The organism is Streptomyces sp. NPDC002788, from assembly GCF_053592115.1.
The window spans coordinates 171,964-186,814 of sequence record NZ_JBSFVB010000005.1; the positions used below are offsets into that span (position 1 = coordinate 171,964).

Below are 14,851 nucleotides of genomic sequence, written 5' to 3' on the forward strand. Positions count from 1 at the left end.
TCCTACGCCCCGAGCATCCCGGTCCACAGGTCGGGGAAGTCCGGCAAGGTCTTGGCCGTCGTCGCCACGTTCTCGATCTGCACGCCCTCGACCGCGAGGCCGATGATCGCGCCGGCCGTGGCCATGCGGTGGTCGTCGTAGGTGTGGAAGATCCCGCCGTGCAGCCGGCGCGGGCGGATGTGCAGGCCGTCGGCGGTCTCCGTGACGTCGCCGCCGAGTTCGTTGATCTCCTTGGTCAGCGCGGCCAGCCGGTCCGTCTCGTGCAGCCGCAGGTGGGCCACGCCGCGCAGGGTCGACGGGGAGTCCGCCAGGGCCGCGACGGCCGCGATGCCCGGCGTCAGCTCGCCGACCTCGCTCAGGTCGACGTCGATGCCGTGGACCGAGCCGGAGCCGGTGAAGACCAGCCCGTACTCGGTCAGTTCGCAGGAGCCGCCCATCTCGGTGAAGATCTCGCGCAGCCGGTCACCGGGCTGTGTGGTGCGGGCCGGCCAGTCCGGGATGACGACCCTGCCGCCGGTCACCAGCGCCGCGGCCAGGAACGGCTGGGCGTTGGACAGGTCCGGCTCGATGACCAGGTCACGGCCGAGCAGGGCGCCCGGCGTGACCCGCCAGACGTTCGGCTCGCCGCCCGACTCGGGGGTGTCCACCTGGGCGCCGACCGCGCGCAGCATGTCGACGGTCATGCGGATGTGCGGCATGGAAGGCAGTGTGGCGCCTGTGTGCCGGACCTCGACGCCCTGGTTGAAGCGCGGGCCGGACAGCAGCAGGGCGCTCACGAACTGCGAGGAGGAGGACGCGTCGATCGCGACCGGGCCGCCGTCCAGGGCCCCGCCACCGTGCACGGTCAGCGGCAGCGCCCCGCGGCCGTCGTCGTCGATCCGGGCACCGAGCCGGCGCAGCGCGTCGACGACGCCGTTCAGTGGACGCTCGTAGGAGCGGGGGTCACCGTCGAACCGGACGGGACCGTCGGCGAGCGCGGCGACCGGCGGCAGGAACCGCATCACCGTGCCGGCGTTGCCGACGTCGACCGTGGCCGGGCCGCGCAGACCCGTGGGCAGCACCCGCCAGGCCTCACCGGCGCCGTCGGGGCCGCCTGCGACGGAGGAGCTGGATGACACCGTCTCCTCGATCTCGATGCCCATCGCGCGCAGGGCGCCGGCCATCAGCAGGGTGTCCCGGGAGCGCAGGGGGCGGCGCAGCCAGCCCGGCTCGGAGGCGAGAGCGGCGAGGACCAGGGCACGGTTGGTGACGGACTTGGACCCGGGCACGTGGACCGTCGCGTCGACGGCTCCGCTCGCGTGCGGGGCGGGCCAGAGGGCGGTGTCTGCGGTGTTCGGGGCCATGCCTTTACTTTATAAGCAGGCCGGGGGGCAGGCCGTTGTTCGGGTGCGGCCCCGTTGGGGTTGCTCGCGCCCGATCGGCGGCGCGCCTCGACGCGGCGCCGGCCCCTCGGTGGGCCGGTCACAGGCCCAGCAGCCAGCGCCCTCCACCGATCAGCGAGCACAGCGACACCGCGTGGAACAGGAAGAACCACAACCCGGCCGGTACGTGCGTCAGCCGTGACAGCTGGTCCGCGTCCGAGTCGCCCGCCCCGCCCCGCGAACGCTTCGCCTGCAGCTCGAACGCCGGACGCACCCCGCCGACCAGCAGGAACCACACCACCGCGTACGCGAACGCCGCCTGCACCTGAGGACCGGCCAGCCAGGACACCATCACGAACAGGCCGCCGGTGACGATCATGGTCAGGGCGCCGTAGGCGTTGCGGATCATCACCAGCATGGCCAGGAGCAGGGCCGTCGCCAGCCACAGCAGGAGCGTGATGCGGCCGGCGCCCAGCAGCGCCGCGCCGCCGAGGCCCAGCAGGGGCGGGGCGGTGTAGCCGGCGGCGGCCGTGAGGATCATGCCGATGCCGTGCGGCTTGCCGCGGCTGACGGTCAGACCGCTGGTGTCGGAGTGGAGGCGTATGCCCGTGAGGGTGCGGCCGGTGAGCAGGGCCACGAGCCCGTGGCCGCCCTCGTGGGCGATGGTGATGGCGTTGCGCGAGACGCGCCACAGGCCGTGCGGGGTCACCACGGCGAGCGCGGCGACCAGGGTCGCGATCACCACCCACAGGTCGGGGTCGGGCTGCGTGCCGGAGACCTCGCCCCAGAGGGAGGCGAGCGAGGCGGATGCGGTGTGGTCCATGTCGGGGGGAGGCTCCTCCTGGTCGCGCGGAGTCCGGCTGTGCGGCACGTATGCGCGGACGGTATCTGAGACGCCGACCTGACAGCGATCGTTCCTGGCGGCAGACGTGCAGGTCACACAGCGGAGCCCCGGAGTCATCCGGGGCTCCCCGCTCTGCCGGTGCCGACCGTGCGCGCCCACGCGGAGCCCTTCACCCCGTCCGCGACCCGCCTCCGGGGGCTCGGCCGACTCCTTCAGTCGGTGCCAGGCGACGGTCTGCCACTCTTGGACGTGTCCGTGCTGACTTCGGCGCGGCATCGCAGGCGTTTCCGCGGGTCGGAGGGGTGGATCACATGTGCGGACGGTATTCGGCGAGTCGCAGGCCGGCGGATCTCGCGGGAATCTTCGAGATCGAGAAGTGGGAGCCCGAGGAGACCCTCGGACCCGACTACAACGTGGCGCCCACCAAGGAGGTCTACGCCGTCCTGGACCGTCCCCTGAAGGACGCGGACGACCCGCGGCCGGCCCGGCAGCTGCGCACCCTGAAGTGGGGGCTCGTCCCGTCCTGGTCGAAGACTCCGGAGGGCGGCGCCCGGATGATCAACGCCCGCGCGGAGACCGTCCACGAGAAGCCGTCCTACCGCCGCGCCTTCACCTCCCGGCGCTGCATCCTGCCCGCCGACGGCTACTACGAGTGGGTCACCGGCACGCAGGAGCGCGAGCTGGAGGCCGAGGGGAAGAAGAAGCGGCCCCGCAAGCAGCCGTACTTCGTGACCCCGGCGGACGGGTCGGTCTTCGCGATGGCCGGTCTGTACGAGTTCTGGCGTGACAGGACGCTGCCGGACGACCACCCGCAGGCCTGGTGGGTGACCTGCTCGGTCATCACGACGGAGGCCGAGCAGAGCCCGCTCGCGGTGGCCCCGGCCGACGGGCCGAGGGCGCTGGCCGACATCCACCCACGGATGCCGCTGATGCTGACGCCGGACCGCTGGGACGCCTGGCTGGACCCCTCCCGCACGGACGCCGACGACCTGCGCGCGCTGCTCGCGCCGCCGCCCGCCGGACTGATGCGCGCCTACCCCGTCACCACGGCCGTCAGCAACGTCCGCAACAACGGACCGGAGCTGCTGAAGGAGCTGGAGGGGCCCGAAGAGGGCACACTCTTCTGACGTGACGAACGTGACGAACGTGACGAACGTGACGAACGTGTCCGACGCGACGGTCGAGACCGTCGAGACCGAGGCCGGAACCGCCCGCATCACCTGGCACGGGGCGAAGAAGGCCCGGCTCGTGCTCGCCGTCGGCCACGGCGCCGGCGGCGGCATCGAGGCCCGCGACCTGACGGCTCTGGCCGCCGTCCTGCCCGCCCACGGCGTGGCCGTGGCCCGGGTGGAGCAGCCCTGGCGAGTGGCCGGGAAGAAGCTGGCTCCCGCGCCCAGGACCCTGGACGTCGGCTGGCGCGGCATCTGGCCCGCGCTGGCCGGTCCCGGACTGCCGGTGATCTCGGGCGGGCGCAGTGCGGGAGCCCGGGTGGCCTGCCGTACCGCCGCCGAGTTGGGGGCGCACGGCGTGCTCGCCCTCAGTTTCCCGCTCCACCCGCCCGGCAAGCCCGAGAAGTCCCGCGCCGAGGAGCTCCTGGGCTCCGGCGTTCCCACCCTGGTCGTGCAGGGCGGGAACGACCCGTTCGGGAAGCCGGAGGAGTTCCCCGAGGGCTCGTACGAACTCGTGGAGGTTCCGTACGGGGATCACGGCTTCGCCGTGCCCAAGCGCGCGGCGATCTCACAGGAGGAGGCCGTGGCGGTCATCACGGACGCGGTCGTGGCGTGGAGCGGGTCACTCGGGTAAAGCTTCGGGAATGCCGGGGCGGCGGTCACTGTTGTGCGGGACGTACGTGCTGGAGACCAGCACCGACGTCGTAGGAGAGGGAGTCCGCCGCATGGGTTCGACCGTATGCCCGAGCCGCAGCAGCCGTGCCGACCTGGACTGGACGGTGCTGCACGCGGCCAGGACCGCCCCTGTTCGGGCGGCGGGCGGACGGGATCGTCGTCTATCCTCCGATTCGGGTGGGACCGGTCTCGGTTCCATGAGAACACTCGAGGAGGTGGGTCCGGTCACTGGGACCGACGCAGGGACCGAAAACGGCCAGGCGGAGCAGCCCGAGGGCCAGGGCGGCACGGGCGCTGAGACGACCGCCGAGCGCAGCGCGCGCTTCGAGCGGGACGCGCTCGAGTTCCTCGACCAGATGTACTCGGCCGCGCTGCGCATGACGCGCAACCCGGCCGACGCCGAGGACCTGGTGCAGGAGACGTACGCCAAGGCGTACGCGTCCTTCCACCAGTTCCGCGAGGGCACCAACCTCAAGGCGTGGCTGTACCGGATCCTCACCAACACCTTCATCAACTCGTACCGCAAGAAGCAGCGCGAACCGCAGCGCTCCGCGGCCGAGGAGATCGAGGACTGGCAGCTCGCCCGCGCCGAGTCGCACATGTCGACGGGCTTGCGCTCCGCGGAGTCGCAGGCGCTCGACCACCTGCCCGACTCGGATGTGAAGGAAGCGCTCCAGGCGATCCCCGAGGAGTTTCGCATCGCCGTCTACCTGGCGGATGTCGAGGGCTTTGCCTACAAGGAGATCGCCGACATCATGGGGACACCCATCGGTACGGTGATGTCCCGGCTGCACCGGGGCCGCCGTCAGCTGCGCGGCATGCTGGAGGACTACGCCCGTGAGCGGGGGATGGTCCCGGCCGGCGCCGGAGAGTCGAACGAAGCGAAAGGCTCGGGGTCATGAGCTGCGGAGAGCCGCACGAGACGGATTGCAGCGAAATCCTCGATCATCTCTACGAGTTCCTCGACCGTGAGATGCCGGACTCGGATTGCGTGAAGTTCGAGCACCACTTCGAGGAGTGCTCGCCCTGTCTCGAGAAGTACGGCCTCGAGCAGGCCGTGAAGAAGCTGGTCAAGCGCTGTTGCGGGCATGACGACGTGCCGGGCGACCTGCGGGACAAGGTCATGGGGCGGATCGAGCTGATCCGCTCCGGCCAGGCCGTCCCCGAGCAGGACATCACGGCCTCGCCCGCCGCGCCGCGGGAGTCCTGACACTCCCCCTCCTTCCGCCTACCCCGCCCCTGCCGGGGTAGTCACCCTCGAACACGTCACTCGAACGTGCGAATCCGCGGGTTCTCGGCCCGCGGATCCCCTTTCCGCCGCCCTAGGCTCCGGGCCTGACGGAGATGGCCGGGGAGGGGCTGATGGAAGCGGTACCGGCACGGGTACATGCGTACGTCGCCTGCGTCGTCGGCGGCGCCCTGGTCTGCCTGCTGCCCCCGGCGGGCGTCCGCACACCCTGGTGGGCGGTCGCGCTGCTCGCCCTGCTGTACGCCGGCTGCGAGCGCGTCGCCCGGTCGCGGTTCGTGGGCATCTCCCACCCGGCCGGGACCTTCTACCCCGTGCTGCTCGCGGGTGCCTTCCTGCTGCCCGCGCCCGCCGCCGCGCTGGTGGCCGTGCCCGGCGCGCTGCTCTCGCAGGTCGAACACCGGCCCGTGGCGCTGCGGCGGATCTGGCGGGCCGCCCAGCTCGTCCTCGGCGTATGGGCCGCGGGCAAGGTGCACGGGGCGCTCGGCGGCCGGGACGCGGTCCTCGCCGGTGACGTCCCCTACGCGCTCGGACCGGCCGGGGCGGCCGCGCTGGCGTTCTGCCTGGTCCTCGCGGTGCTCGACGGCGGAATCCTGGCCGTGGCCGAGCGGGTGCCGGTGCGGCGGGCCTGGCGGGGGATGGTGGCGCGCTCGCTCGCGCCGATCGCCGTGCACGGGCTCGCCGGGCTGATGATGGCCGTCCTGTGGCGCAGCCCGTACGGGCCCGTGGCCGCGCTGCTCGTGCTGCTGCCCATGTGCGTCTCGTGGTGGGCGTTCGCGCAGTACCACCGGGAACGCGCCGCCCACCAGGCGACCATCCGGGCGCTGGTGCAGGCCGTCGACATCAAGGACGGGTACACCCGCGGGCACAGCGAGCGCGTCGGGCAGGCCTCCATGATGATCGCCCGCGAGCTGGGCATGGACGACGAGCGCGTCGAAGTGCTCCGCTTCGCCGGGATCCTGCACGACGTGGGCAAGCTCGGCGTTCCGACCCGGCTGCTCAGGAAGGACGGGCCGCTGACGCCCGAGGAGCGGCGGGTGATCGAGCTGCATCCCGAGTACGGGCACGAGATGGTGCGCGGCATCGGCTTCCTCGGCGAGGCCCGCGCCGCAGTGCTGCACCACCACGAACGGCTCGACGGCAGCGGCTACCCGTACGGCCTGATGGGTCGTCAGATCCCCGAGTCCGCACGGGTGGTGGCGGTCGCCGACGCCTTCGACGCCATGACGTCCACCCGGAGCTACAGCAGGGCCCGGCCCGTCGCGGTGGCCCTGGCGGAGCTGGAGCGGTGCGCCGGCAGCCAGTTCGACCCGGTGATGGTCGCGGCCCTCGTCGAGGCCGTCGGTCGGACGGGATGGCATCCCGCGGTGACCGCCGACGACGAGGAGGTGCGCACGCCTCGCGTCCCCCCGCTCGGCGCGCCCGTCTCCAGGCGGCCGGGAGCGCACCGGTGAGCGCGCACCGGCAGCCGCGGCTCCTCACCCTCGTCCACACCTGTGCCGCGCTCCTCGCCGCCGGCTCCCTCGCCGCCACCCTCTACAGCGGGCTGGAGGAACGCCGCGTCGCCCTGGCCTTCGGCATCCTCGTCGCCGTCGGGGAGCTCGCCCGGCGCAACGACGCGCAGGTCCGGGAACCGGCACCGCTCGGGGCCGCCGCGGCCCTGTCCTACGCACTGCTCGGCGAGGCCGGCGGTCGGGCCACGCACCACGGCCTCGCCCAGGGCGTCGCCGTGGTCCTGGCCGCCTCCCTGCTCGGCAGCGTGCCGCACGTCGCCCGCGGCCAGGGACCCACGCTCGACCACCTGGCGCGCCGCGTGCTCACCGTCGGATTCGTCGCCGTGTGCTTCCAGCCGCCGTACACCCGGGGCATGTTCGACGGCTGGGGCGGTCCCGCCTACGCGCTGCTGCTGCTCGCGCTGCTGTCCCTGACCGCGCTGTGCGACGCGTTGCTCGCCGCCGCCCTGGCCCACTCCCGCACCGGCTGGCCCTTCGGGGCGGTGCTGCGGGACGAACTGCGGGCCGTGTGCGGCATCGGGTCCGCCGTCATCGCGACCGGGGCGGTGATGGCGCTGGCGGTCGCCGTCGTGGGCCTGTGGGCGCTGCCCGTCTTCTCCGTGCCGCTGCTGCTCGCCCAGATGTCGTTCCGGCGCTACGCCGCCGTCCGGGCGACCTACCGGCAGACCATCGCCTCCCTCGCCCGGGCCACCGAGGTCGCCGGATACACCTCCTGTGGGCACGCCCGCCGTGTCGCCGCACTCAGCCAGGCGGTCGGGCGTGACCTGGGCCTCACCGAGCCCGAGCTGGCCGTGCTGGAATACGCCGCGCTCATGCACGACATCGGGCAGCTGAGCCTCGTCGACCCGGTGCCCGCGGGCGCCACCGCCGGCCTGCCGGCGGCGGAACAGCGGCGGATCGCGCTGCTCGGCGGGGCCGTCGTACGGCAGACCGGCGTCGACGAGGCGGTCGCCGTGGTGGTGGAGCGGCAGGCCGACCCCTACGCCGAGCAGCCACTCGCCGCGCGAATCGTCCGGGCCGTGAACGCGTACGAGGAGAAGTCCCGGGAAGGAGGGCCCGGCGGGCCGCTGACGGCGCTGGAGGAACTCCGGCTCGCCACCGCCGGTACGTATGCGCCGGAGGTGGTGGAATCACTGGCCCGGGTATTGGCAAGGAGCAGTCTGACGCTGCCCGTGGCTGGGTAACCCATGGGTAATGAGCGCCCCCGAGGCCGTACGTGGTTGGATGCGAAGGAGAAGGTGTCCGGGGGCTCGAAACACAGCTACGGCCAGCCCACCGCACGGAACTGGCAGGCGGGAATCGTGAGGATCTTCGGCAAGGGACGGCACCGGCCCTCCGCCTCCTGGCGGCAGGCCACGGACCGGGCGTTCACACTGATCGGCGACGGCCGGTACGAGGACGCGGGCGCACTGTTGACACGTGCCGCCGATCTGGAGCCCTGGCTTTCCGAGTCCTGGTTCAACCTGGCGCTGCTGCACAAGTTCCGGCACGACTGGGAGCAGGCGCGGGCGGCGGGTCTGAGGGCGGTGGCCCTGTTGGACAAGGACGCCGGTGCGCCCGACTGGTGGAACGTCGGCATCGCCGCGACCGCGCTGCAGGACTGGCCGCTGGCCCGGCGCGCCTGGCAGGCCTACGGGCTGCGGATGCCGGGGGCGGCCAACGACGCCGGTGAGCCCGTCGGCATGGACCTCGGCAGCGCGGCCGTACGGCTGTCCCCGGAGGGGGAGGCCGAGGTCGTGTGGGGCCGGCGTCTGGACCCCGCGCGGATCGAGGTGCTGTCCATTCCGCTGCCGTCGTCCGGACGGCGCTGGGGTGAGGTCGTCCTGCACGACGGCGTGCCGCACGGGGAGCGGACCACGGCCGCCGGGCACACGTACCCGGTGTTCGACGAGATCGAGTTGTGGGCGCCGTCTCCCGTGCCGACGTGGGTGGTGCTGCTGGAGGCGGCGACGGAGGCGGACCGGGACGCGCTGGAGCAGCTCGCCTCGGACGCCGGGTTCGCCGCGGAGGACTGGTCGTCGTCGGTGCGCTTGCTGTGCCGGATGTGCTCGGAGTCCCGGATGCCGTCCGACGAGGGTGACGGGGAGCACCTGGATCCGCATGATCACAGTGAGCCGGGGCATCCCGGGCCGCTGGGGCATCGGACGGACGGGCAACTCTGGGTGCCGGAGCGGGAGTGCGGGTTGGCTGCGCCGGCTTCCCTCGTGAGGGGGGTGCTGGACGGGTGGGTGGCCGACAGCCCGGATTCTCGTGACTGGCGGGACCTCGAAGAGGTCTGCTAGGTACGTTGCCGGGTGCGGCTCCGTCGTGGTTGCTCGCGCAGTTCCCGCGCCCCCGAAAGGGGCTCCGACACCCGCGTAACCTGTATCAGCATCTCAGCCCGGTTTGTTTCAGGAAGGCGTACGTAACGTCATGGCTCAGCAGGACACCGATCAGCAGCACGCGGGCGTGCTCCCCGTGGATGACGAGGGGTACGTGATCGACACGGAGGACTGCGAGGAGCGCGAGGCTGCCTGGCGGGAGCGGGGGACCTCGCGGCCGATCACGGTGGTCGGGAACCCGGTGCTGCACAAGGAGTGCAAGGACGTCACCGACTTCGGCGAGGAGTTCCAGCAGCTCGTCGCGGACATGTTCGCCAGCCAGCGCACCGCCGAGGGAGTGGGCCTGGCCGCCAACCAGATCGGCGTCGACGCCAAGGTCTTCGTCTACGACTGCCCGGACGACGAGGGCGTCCGGCACACCGGCGTCGTCTGCAACCCCAGGCTCGTCGAACTGCCCGCCGACAAGCGCCGTCTGGACGACAGCAACGAGGGCTGTCTGTCGGTGCCCACCGCGTACGCGCCGCTCGCCCGGCCCGACTACGCCGAGGTGACGGGGCAGGACGAGAAGGGCAATCCGATCAAGGTGCGCGGCACCGGATACTTCGCACGGTGTTTGCAGCACGAGACCGACCACCTGTACGGCTACCTGTACATCGACCGGCTCTCCAAGCGGGAACGCAAGGACGCCCTGCGGCAGATGGCCGAGAACGAGCCGCGCTACCCCGTGGTGGCCAACGACTGAGACCTCAGCCTCACCAGGCGCACGGCGTCTGTCCGGGTTCCCCACCCGAACAGGCGCCGTTCGTCTGTGCCGTTCGCCTGCCCGTCACACGTTCGATCGTTTCTGCTCGCCTGGTGATCCGACACCCGCCACACAACGGGAGGTCCCAGGCAGTGTGGGGTAGCGAATGAAGCAAATACGTTCCCAGAACGGTCAGTTGTAGTGCTGAATGAGACGAGCGGGGTATGCAACGGCGCACGCCCGGCACGAAGGGAGGGGCGCCCGCGCCAACTGGCGGCTGAGAGGGGTTAGTTCGTGCATGCTTTGTCACACGGCACCACATCGACACCGGTCGCGATCGCGGTTCCACCGTCGCTCTCTCTCCCGGTGATCGAGGCGGCGTTTCCGCGGCAACTCCACCCGTATTGGCCCAAGTGCCAGGAGGAGACCCGAGCCTGGCTGCTCGAAAAGCGGCTCATGCCCGCGGAGAAGGTGGAGGAATATGCCGATGGCCTGTGCTACACCGACCTCATGGCGGGGTACTACATCGGCGCCCCCGACGAGGTCATGCAGGCGATCGCGGATTACAGCGCCTGGTTCTTCGTCTGGGACGACCGTCACGACCGCGACATCGTGCACGGCCGTCCGACCGCCTGGCGGCAACTGAAGGACCGGCTGCACTCGGCGCTCGATTCCCCGGGAGAGTACCTGCACCACGAGGACCCGCTGGTCGCCGGGCTCGCGGACAGCGTGCAACGGCTGTACGCGTTCCTGCCCCAGACGTGGAACCTCCGGTTCGCCCGGCACTTCCACGCGGTGATCGACGCGTACGACCAGGAGTTCCACAACCGCACACACGGAATCGTGCCGACGGTCGAGGAATACCTCCGGTTGCGCCGGCTCACCTTCGCGCACTGGATATGGACGGACCTGCTGGAGCCGACGGCGGGGTGCGAACTCCCCGACTCGGTCAGAAAGTACCCGGCATTCCGCCGGGCGGCGCTCCTGAGTCAGGAATTCGCCGCCTGGTACAACGACCTCTGCTCGCTTCCCAAGGAAATAGCGGGCGACGAGGTGCATAATCTCGGAATCAGTCTCATCATCCATGAGGGGCTGACGTTGGAACAGGCGGTCGTCGAAGTGAGGCGGCGTGTCGAGGAATGCATCACGGAATTCATCGACGTCGAACAGGAAGCCTTACGTTTCGCCGACGACCTGGCGGACGGCACCGTGCGGGGAAAGGAACTGAGCGTCGCCGTGCGGGCCTGCCTGAGCAATATGCGGAATTGGTTCAGTTCCGTCTACTGGTTCCACCACGAGTCCGGCCGGTACATGGTCGACAGCTGGGACGACCGGTCCACGCCCCCGTACGTCAACAACGAAGCGGCAGGTGAGAAATGACCGTCGAGTCTGTGAAGCCGGAAACCCCTCTGGCTCCGGAGCCGCACGAGCCGCCCCGGGCGGGCGGCGGGGTCCCCGTCCTCGGCCACGGCTGGAAGCTGGTGAGCGACCCGCTGGCGTTCATGTCCCGGCTGCGCGACCACGGCGACGTGGTCCGCCTGAAACTCGGACCGAAGACGGTCTACGCCGTCACCACCCCGGCCCTCACCGGCGCCCTCGCGCTGAGCAACGACTTCATCATCGCCGGGCCGCTGTGGGAGTCCCTGGAGGGCCTGCTCGGCAAGGAGGGCGTGGCCACGGCGAACGGCCCGCGCCACCGCCGCCAGCGACGCACCATCCAGCCCGCCTTCCGGCTCGACGCCATCCCCGCCTACGGGCCGATCATGGAGGAGGAGGCGCACGCCTTCACCGAGCGCTGGAAGCCCGGCGAGACCATCGACTGCACGTCCGAGTCCTTCCGGGTGGCCGTGCGCGTCGCGGCCCGCTGCCTGCTGCGCGGTGACTACATGGACGAGCGGGCGGAACGGCTGTGCGTCGCCCTCGCCACCGTCTTCCGCGGGATGTACCGGCGCATGGTCGTCCCGCTCGGGCCGCTCTACCGGCTGCCGTTCCCGGCCAACCGCGAATTCAACCGGGCTTTGGCCGATTTGCATCTCCTGGTCGACGAGATCGTGACCGAGCGCCGCGCATCCGGTCAAAAGCCGGACGATTTGCTGACGGCATTGCTGGAGGCGAAGGATGAGAATGGTGACCCCATCGGGGAACAGGAGATCCACGATCAGGTCGTCGCGATCCTCACCCCCGGCAGTGAAACCATCGCCTCCACGATCATGTGGCTTCTGCATATGCTCGCGGAACACCCTGATCACGCGGACCGGGTGCGCGACGAAGTGCAAGCGGTCACCGGTGGGCGGCCGGTGGCATTCGCGGACGTCCGAGCCCTCAGGCACACCAACAATGTCGTCGTCGAGTGCATGCGTTTGAGCCCCGCGGTCTGGATTCTGACGCGCCGGGCGGTACGGGACACGGAACTCGGCGGATACCGGATTCCGGCCGGGGCGGACATCGTCTACAGCCCGTACGCGATCCAGCGCGATGCTAAGTCGTACGACCGGAATCTGGAGTTCGACCCCGACCGCTGGCTTCCGGACCGGATCAAGGACATCCCGAAGCACGCCATGAGCCCGTTCGGCGTGGGCAATCGCAAGTGCCCGAGCGATCACTTCTCGATGGCCCTGCTGACCCTGATCACGGCGGCGCTGGCCGCCAAGTACCGCTTCGAGCAGGTTCCCGGTTCGAAGGACGGCACCCGCGTCGGGATCACCCTCCGGCCGCACGACCTGCTGCTGCGGCCGGTGCCGAGGTGACCGCCCGCTGATCGTCAGGCCGCTTCGGGGCCCCTGAACGTCCGCCGGTAGGCGTTCGGCGTCGTCCCGACCGCCCGGACGAAGTGGTGGCGCAGCGTGGCCGCGTTACCGAACCCCGTTCGACCGGCGATCGCGTCCATCGTCTCGTCCGTCGCCTCCAGCAGCCGCTGCGCCAGCAGTACACGCTGGCGCAGGACCCAGCGGTAGGGAGTCGTACCCGTCTCCTGCTGGAAGCGGCGGGCGAACGTCCGCGGGGACATCAGGGCGCGGGCGGCCAGCTGCTCGACGGTCACCTCCTGGTCCAGGTGGCGCTCCATCCAGGCCAGCACCTCACCGATCGTGTCGGCCTCGGAGTGCGGCAGCGGGCGCTCGATGTACTGGGCCTGGCCGCCGTCGCGGTGCGGGGGCACCACCATCCGCCGGGCGATCTTGTTGGCGACCTCCGAGCCCTGCTCCTTGCGGACCAGGTGGAGGCAGGCGTCGATACCGGCGGCCGTGCCGGCGGAGGTGATCACCGGGTCCTCGTCGACGTAGAGCACGTCCGGCTCGACGGTGATCCGCGGGTACCGCCGGGCGAGGGCGTCCGCGTGCCGCCAGTGCGTGGCGCAGCGGCGGTCGTCCAGCAGCCCCGCCGCGGCCAGCACGAAGACGCCGGAGCAGACGCTGAGCACCCGGGCACCGTGCTCGACCCCGTGCCGCAGGGCGTCCAGCAGCTCCGGCGGGAAGTCCCGGGTCTCGTAGCGGTGCCCGGCGGGCACGGCGATCAGGTCGGCCGTCTCCAGCCGCTCCAGGCCGTGCTCGACGTTCAGCGAGAAGCCCGTGTTCGTGCGCAGGGCCGGGCCCTCGGCCGAGGCCACGGCGAAGTCGTAGACCGGCAGGCCGTCGTCGCTGCGGTCGGTGCCGAAGACCTCGCACACCACACCGAGTTCGAAGGGGTTCACGCCGTCGAGGAGGACGACGGTCACGTTCTGGAGCATGTCTCCAGTGTGCCTCGTCAGTGGCAGTAATTCGAGGGTCTATGACAGTACTGCCACTGACGGTAAGGAGTCATCGGCGCGACAGTGGTGTCCATGGACACGAACCAGGTACAGACACTCATCGCAATGATCTTCGTCCTCGGGATGCTGGTCCTCCTGGTCCTCCCGTCAGTGATCGGTATCCTGCGCGACCGGCGCGTCGACCGTCAGATCAGGGAGGCCCAGGGGACCCGCGAAGGCGTGCCGGCTCAGAAGTCCTCGTCCAGGTCGACGGTGCCCTCCACCGCCACCTGGTACGCGGAGGGCCGCCGCTCGAAGAAGTTGGTCAGCTCCTGAACCCCCTGGAGCTCCATGAAGGAGAAGGGGTTCTCGGAGCCGTACACCGGAGCGAAGCCCAGGCGGGTGAGCCGCTGGTCGGCGACGCACTCCAGGTACTGCCGCATCGACTCGGTGTTCATGCCCGGGAGGCCGTCACCGCACAGGTCGCGCGCGAACTGCAGCTCGGCCTCGACGGCCTCACGGAGCATGTCGGTCACCTCCTGCCGCAGCCGGTCGTCGAAGAGCTCCGGCTCCTCCTTGCGGACGGTGTCGACCACGTCGAAGGCGAAGGACATGTGCATCGTCTCGTCGCGGAACACCCAGTTGGTGCCGGTCGCGAGGCCATGCAGCAGGCCCCGGCTGCGGAACCAGTAGACGTACGCGAAGGCGCCGTAGAAGAACAGGCCCTCGATGCACGCGGCGAAGCAGATCAGGTTCAGCAGGAAGCGTCGGCGGTCGGCCTGCGTCTCCAGCCGGTCGAGCTGGTCGACCGAGTCCATCCACTTGAAGCAGAACCCGGCCTTCTCGCGGATGGAGGGGATGTTCTCGACGGCCGCGAAGGCCGCCGCCCGGTCGTCGTGGTCGGGGAGGTAGGTGTCCAGGAGCGTCAGATAGAACTGGACGTGGACGGCCTCCTCGAAGAGCTGCCGGCTCAGATACAGCCGCGCCTCGGGGGAGTTGATGTGCTTGTAGAGGGTCAGCACGAGGTTGTTCGCGACGATCGAGTCACCCGTCGCGAAGAAGGCCACCAGACGGCCGATCAGGTGCTGCTCCGCGGGTGACAGCTTGGCGAGGTCGGTGACGTCCGAGTGGAGGTCGACCTCCTCCACGGTCCAGGTGTTCTTGATGGCGTCCCGGTAGCGCTCGTAGAAGTCCGGGTAGCGCATGGGGCGCAGAGTCAGCTCGAAGCCGGGGTCGAGAAGGTTCTGAGTCATAA

The 14,851-nt window shown here is 70.7% G+C and carries 14 protein-coding genes; 10 read left to right on the forward strand and 4 right to left on the reverse strand.

Features of this window, described 5'->3' with window-relative positions:
- Nucleotides 1-2: 2 nt before the first annotated feature.
- Nucleotides 3-1,343 (reverse strand): 3-phosphoshikimate 1-carboxyvinyltransferase, encoded by a 1,341-nt coding sequence (gene aroA / locus ACWD1U_RS11785; RefSeq protein ID WP_451106669.1) that lies wholly within the window; start codon nucleotides 1,341-1,343, stop codon nucleotides 3-5.
- Between the two features lie 118 nt (nucleotides 1,344-1,461).
- Nucleotides 1,462-2,184 (reverse strand): M50 family metallopeptidase, encoded by a 723-nt coding sequence (locus tag ACWD1U_RS11790; protein ID WP_451106671.1) that lies wholly within the window; start codon nucleotides 2,182-2,184, stop codon nucleotides 1,462-1,464.
- Between the two features lie 332 nt (nucleotides 2,185-2,516).
- On the opposite strand from ACWD1U_RS11790, the gene ACWD1U_RS11795 reads away from it, so the two are divergent.
- From ACWD1U_RS11795 to ACWD1U_RS11840, 10 genes are all read left to right on the forward strand, one after another.
- Complete coding sequence (locus ACWD1U_RS11795; RefSeq protein ID WP_451106672.1) at nucleotides 2,517-3,332, forward strand: SOS response-associated peptidase; 816 nt, start codon at nucleotides 2,517-2,519, stop codon at nucleotides 3,330-3,332.
- 37 nt (nucleotides 3,333-3,369) lie between these two features.
- On the forward strand, nucleotides 3,370-4,008 hold the full coding sequence (locus tag ACWD1U_RS11800) for an alpha/beta hydrolase family protein (protein WP_451107004.1): 639 nt from the start codon (nucleotides 3,370-3,372) through the stop codon (nucleotides 4,006-4,008).
- A gap of 256 nt (nucleotides 4,009-4,264) precedes the next feature.
- The gene (sigR, locus tag ACWD1U_RS11805; RefSeq protein WP_451106674.1) at nucleotides 4,265-4,951 is read left to right on the forward strand and encodes an RNA polymerase sigma factor SigR; all 687 of its coding nucleotides are present in this window, start codon (nucleotides 4,265-4,267) and stop codon (nucleotides 4,949-4,951) included.
- A complete protein-coding gene (gene rsrA, locus ACWD1U_RS11810) occupies nucleotides 4,948-5,259 on the forward strand; it encodes a mycothiol system anti-sigma-R factor (RefSeq protein ID WP_451106676.1) in 312 nt (103 codons plus the stop codon). The genes sigR and rsrA overlap by 4 nt, the downstream gene beginning before the upstream one ends.
- A gap of 152 nt (nucleotides 5,260-5,411) precedes the next feature.
- Nucleotides 5,412-6,749 (forward strand): HD-GYP domain-containing protein, encoded by a 1,338-nt coding sequence (locus tag ACWD1U_RS11815; RefSeq protein WP_451106678.1) that lies wholly within the window; start codon nucleotides 5,412-5,414, stop codon nucleotides 6,747-6,749.
- A complete protein-coding gene (locus tag ACWD1U_RS11820) occupies nucleotides 6,746-7,993 on the forward strand; it encodes an HD-GYP domain-containing protein (protein WP_451106679.1) in 1,248 nt (415 codons plus the stop codon). Before ACWD1U_RS11815 ends, ACWD1U_RS11820 begins: the two co-directional genes overlap by 4 nt.
- A 117-nt stretch (nucleotides 7,994-8,110) precedes the next feature.
- Nucleotides 8,111-9,091, forward strand: a complete 981-nt coding sequence (locus ACWD1U_RS11825) for a tetratricopeptide repeat protein (protein ID WP_451107005.1) — start codon at nucleotides 8,111-8,113, stop codon at nucleotides 9,089-9,091.
- Nucleotides 9,092-9,221: 130 nt separating this feature from the next.
- Nucleotides 9,222-9,872, forward strand: coding sequence for a peptide deformylase (gene def, locus ACWD1U_RS11830; protein WP_451106680.1), 651 nt, complete (start codon nucleotides 9,222-9,224; stop codon nucleotides 9,870-9,872).
- 294 nt (nucleotides 9,873-10,166) lie between these two features.
- Nucleotides 10,167-11,252, forward strand: coding sequence for an epi-isozizaene synthase (gene cyc1 / locus ACWD1U_RS11835; protein ID WP_451106682.1), 1,086 nt, complete (start codon nucleotides 10,167-10,169; stop codon nucleotides 11,250-11,252).
- On the forward strand, nucleotides 11,249-12,619 hold the full coding sequence (locus ACWD1U_RS11840) for a bifunctional albaflavenone monooxygenase/terpene synthase (protein ID WP_451106684.1): 1,371 nt from the start codon (nucleotides 11,249-11,251) through the stop codon (nucleotides 12,617-12,619). Before cyc1 ends, ACWD1U_RS11840 begins: the two co-directional genes overlap by 4 nt.
- Nucleotides 12,620-12,633: 14 nt before the next feature.
- On the opposite strand, the gene ACWD1U_RS11845 is transcribed toward ACWD1U_RS11840, so the two are convergent.
- Together ACWD1U_RS11845 and ACWD1U_RS11850 are read right to left on the reverse strand one after the other, a co-directional pair.
- Complete coding sequence (locus tag ACWD1U_RS11845) at nucleotides 12,634-13,596, reverse strand: helix-turn-helix domain-containing protein (RefSeq protein ID WP_451106686.1); 963 nt, start codon at nucleotides 13,594-13,596, stop codon at nucleotides 12,634-12,636.
- A 248-nt stretch (nucleotides 13,597-13,844) separates the two neighbouring features.
- Nucleotides 13,845-14,849 carry a ribonucleotide-diphosphate reductase subunit beta gene (locus ACWD1U_RS11850; RefSeq protein ID WP_451106687.1) on the reverse strand — a complete coding sequence of 335 codons (1,005 nt, stop codon included), beginning with the start codon at nucleotides 14,847-14,849 and terminating at the stop codon, nucleotides 13,845-13,847.
- Nucleotides 14,850-14,851 lie beyond the last annotated feature (2 nt).

Bases quoted from the DNA above. Each gene is read 5' to 3' on its own strand.
- ACWD1U_RS11815 (WP_451106678.1), top strand. From the start codon at position 5,412: ATGGAAGCGGTACCGGCACGGGTACATGCGTACGTCGCCTGCGTCGTC.
- def (WP_451106680.1), top strand. From the start codon at position 9,222: ATGGCTCAGCAGGACACCGATCAGCAGCACGCGGGCGTGCTCCCCGTG.
- ACWD1U_RS11850 (WP_451106687.1), bottom strand. From the start codon at position 14,849: ATGACTCAGAACCTTCTCGACCCCGGCTTCGAGCTGACTCTGCGCCCC.
- aroA (WP_451106669.1), bottom strand. From the start codon at position 1,343: ATGGCCCCGAACACCGCAGACACCGCCCTCTGGCCCGCCCCGCACGCG.
- ACWD1U_RS11845 (WP_451106686.1), bottom strand. From the start codon at position 13,596: ATGCTCCAGAACGTGACCGTCGTCCTCCTCGACGGCGTGAACCCCTTC.
- ACWD1U_RS11790 (WP_451106671.1), bottom strand. From the start codon at position 2,184: ATGGACCACACCGCATCCGCCTCGCTCGCCTCCCTCTGGGGCGAGGTC.
- ACWD1U_RS11840 (WP_451106684.1), top strand. From the start codon at position 11,249: ATGACCGTCGAGTCTGTGAAGCCGGAAACCCCTCTGGCTCCGGAGCCG.
- ACWD1U_RS11795 (WP_451106672.1), top strand. From the start codon at position 2,517: ATGTGCGGACGGTATTCGGCGAGTCGCAGGCCGGCGGATCTCGCGGGA.
- rsrA (WP_451106676.1), top strand. From the start codon at position 4,948: ATGAGCTGCGGAGAGCCGCACGAGACGGATTGCAGCGAAATCCTCGAT.